This window comes from Romboutsia sp. 13368, assembly GCF_018336475.1.
Classification (GTDB): domain Bacteria; phylum Bacillota; class Clostridia; order Peptostreptococcales; family Peptostreptococcaceae; genus Romboutsia.
In genome coordinates this window covers 1260391-1262029 of sequence record NZ_CP048741.1, presented here as the reverse complement: position 1 = coordinate 1262029, position 1639 = coordinate 1260391, and the positions used below count along the sequence as shown (strand labels likewise).

Sequence of the window (1639 nt, the reverse complement as noted above, 5' to 3'; positions counted from 1 at the left end):
ATACTATATAATAAATCTATAATTATATAGTATTTTTATTATTAGAAAAAATCCTAGTAGAGTATAGACAATATACTTTATTACAAAATAAATAAAAATAATAATCTAAAAAAAGATAAAATAAGATATAAAAAATCGACTAAACTTAAGCCTAGTCGATTTTAAAATTTAACAATATATAATTAAGCTGTTTTACGAACTTTTGCTAATTTTTTTGAATTTTCTTCAACTACTTTTTTGCTTAATGGATAAGCAAATGCAAGTATTAAACCTATAGATATATAGCAAATACCTGGGAATATAGTTGATACTGTGTATATAGATTCTGTTACAGCAACTGTTTGAGTAGCAGAAGCTGAATTATAACCTATAAATGTTAATATAAATCCACCAAGTCCACCAGCTAGCGCTTGACCTATTTTTCTAGAGAATGAATAAACACCATATATAGTAGCATCATCTCTTTTTCCAGTTAATACTTCTTGGTAGTCTATTATATCTGTTATATTAGCCCATATAAGCATATTAAATGCAGTAGTTCCTACTGTAGCTGTAACTGTTATAGCAACATATACCCATGGATTTGTTACTCTTAAGAAGAATGCTACAAGATATAATGAACCTGCAAGTACCATTGCTGCTGTACCGATTTCTTTTTTACCAATTTTACCAGATAATTTAGCTAAGAAAGTAACTAATACTAAACTTATTGGAAGTGCAGCAGCACTATAAATTGATAATGCACCTATATTTTTGAAGTAATCTGCATATAAGTATTGATTCATAGTAGATACTGTTAATTGGCTAAGTAATAATACTATACTACATCCTATCATTGCTAATAATGCTCTATTTTTTAAGATTAAACCAAAATTCTTAAAGAAAGAAACTTTTTCTTTTTTACCACTATTATCTTTCTTTTCAAATTTAACACGTTCAGTAGTTAATTTGAAACATCCCATATAACATATGAAAGAACATAGTGAGAATATTCCAGCTATTATTGTAAAGTTAGTTCCGTTTACAAGTTGGTTACCACTAGCATCTGTATAATAAATAAATAATGGTACAAAGCTATTTACGATAACGCTAGCAACATTTGCCCCCATACTTCTCCAAGTTGAAAGAACAGCTCTTTCTTCAGGTACATCAGTTATAGCTGATGCCATTGAACCATAAGGTATATTTATAGCTGTATAACAGAAAGAACCCCATAATATATATGTTACAAACATAACAATTATTTTAACAGTCATTGAAGCTCCTGCTAAACCTGATTGGAACATTAAGAAACTCATGATAGATATTGGACCTGCAACTCTTTTTATCCAAGGTCTAAACTTACCATCTTTTGTAGGTGCAGACTTATCGATAATTGTCCCCATACCAATATCTGTAAAAGCATCTAAAAATCTCGATACTAAGAATAATATACCAACTATTGATGCTGGTACTCCCCAAACCTTAGTGTAAAATAACATTAGGAATGAACTTGCAAATAAAAATGAGAAATCGTTTCCTAAATCTCCAAGCAAGTACCCTAATTTGTCTTTAAACCCAAATGGTTTTACCYCTTTTGAATTATWCATTTTTATCCCCCTTGTAATACCTATGTAATTTTGTAATTGTCATATTACAG

The 1639-nt window shown here is 29.1% G+C and carries 1 protein-coding gene; it reads right to left on the bottom strand.

Features of this window, described 5'->3' with window-relative positions; translation table 11 throughout:
• Positions 1 to 182: 182 nt before the first annotated feature.
• On the bottom strand, positions 183 to 1589 hold the full coding sequence (locus G3997_RS05085; RefSeq protein WP_296649116.1) for an MFS transporter: 1407 nt from the start codon (positions 1587 to 1589) through the stop codon (positions 183 to 185).
• Between the last annotated feature and the right edge of the window lie 50 nt (positions 1590 to 1639).